The following is a 1,056-nucleotide window of genomic DNA, read 5'->3' as shown; positions in this document are numbered from 1 at the left end:
GCCCGCGGGGAAGGCCTGGCCGGTCAGATCGCCGTGGCCTGGACCATCCGCAACCGCGTGAACGACGGCAGGGACCGCTCGTGGTGGGGCGAGGGCTATGCCGGCGTGTGCCTGAAGCCATACCAGTTCAGTTGCTGGAACAAGAACGACCCGAACTATCCCTACCTGAGCGGTGCCAAGCCGATCCCGCCGAAGCAGTTCGCCCAGGCGCAGCGGGCGGCCGACCTGGTGATTTCCGGCGCCGAGACCGACATCACCAAGGGCGCGACCCACTACTACGCCACGACGATGCCGAAGCCGCCGGCCTGGGCGAAGGACGCGACCCAGACCCTGCGCCTGGGCAATCATGTGTTCTTCAAGGATGTGCCATGAATCCCGCCACCCTGAAGCTGATGATCGCCGGCATTGCCGTGGCGCTGATCCTGGCCATGAGCGCGACGTGGCAGGTGCAGGAGTGGCGGATGGGCAAGAAGCTCGCAGAGCAGGCCGGCTTGCACCAGGCCGACCTGGCCGCCATCAGCAGCGCCGCCGCAACCCAGGCCCGCGTCGAGCAGGATAAGCGCCTGAGCCTGGAGCAGCGGCTGTCGGCCAGTGAACAATCCCACCACAAGGAACTGAGCGATGCTCAAACCAATCAGGCTCGCCTGCGCGATCGCCTTGCCACTGCTGATGTCCGGCTGTCAGTCCTCCTCGAGGATCCAGCCAGTTGCAGCGCAGTGCCTTTCACCGCCGGCGCCGTCGGCCTGGTTCATGGAGCCCGTCGAGCCCAACTTGACCCAGCGCATGCTCAAAGAATTGTCGCCATCACCGACGCCGGCGACCGGGGGCTGATCGCACTGAAGGCTTGCCAGGCGTACGCCAAGTCTGTGTCGAGGCAGATCATTGAGGAATGAAGTTTGGTCGTCGGTCTGTGGATAACCTGACAGCCAAAGAAAACAATGTACGTCTATTTGTACGTTTAGCAGAAACGACAAGGCCCCGAATCTCTTCGAGGCCTTGTGCTGTCTGGTGCCGGCACCAGGAGTCGAACCCGGGACCTACTGATTACAAGTCAGT

General features: G+C 63.3%; 2 protein-coding genes. Both read left to right on the top strand.

The features are described 5' to 3' along the window. The coding region (locus BLP82_RS30040; RefSeq protein WP_092177209.1) for a cell wall hydrolase at nucleotides 1–372 on the top strand (372 nt) is incomplete at its 5' end. Beyond that, the gene (locus BLP82_RS30035) at nucleotides 369–893 is read left to right on the top strand and encodes a lysis system spanin subunit (RefSeq protein WP_092177206.1); all 525 of its coding nucleotides are present in this window, start codon (nucleotides 369–371) and stop codon (nucleotides 891–893) included. The genes BLP82_RS30040 and BLP82_RS30035, both read left to right, overlap by 4 nt. Nucleotides 894–1,056 lie beyond the last annotated feature (163 nt).

The organism is Pseudomonas sp. NFACC37-1 (assembly GCF_900101575.1).
GTDB classification, from domain to species: Bacteria; Pseudomonadota; Gammaproteobacteria; order Pseudomonadales; family Pseudomonadaceae; genus Aquipseudomonas; species Aquipseudomonas fluorescens_AA.
The sequence above is the reverse complement of the archived record's forward strand: the minus strand, read 5'-3'. Positions and strand labels throughout refer to the sequence as shown.

Bases quoted from the DNA above. Each gene is read 5' to 3' on its own strand.
- BLP82_RS30035 (WP_092177206.1), top strand. From the start codon at position 369: ATGAATCCCGCCACCCTGAAGCTGATGATCGCCGGCATTGCCGTGGCG.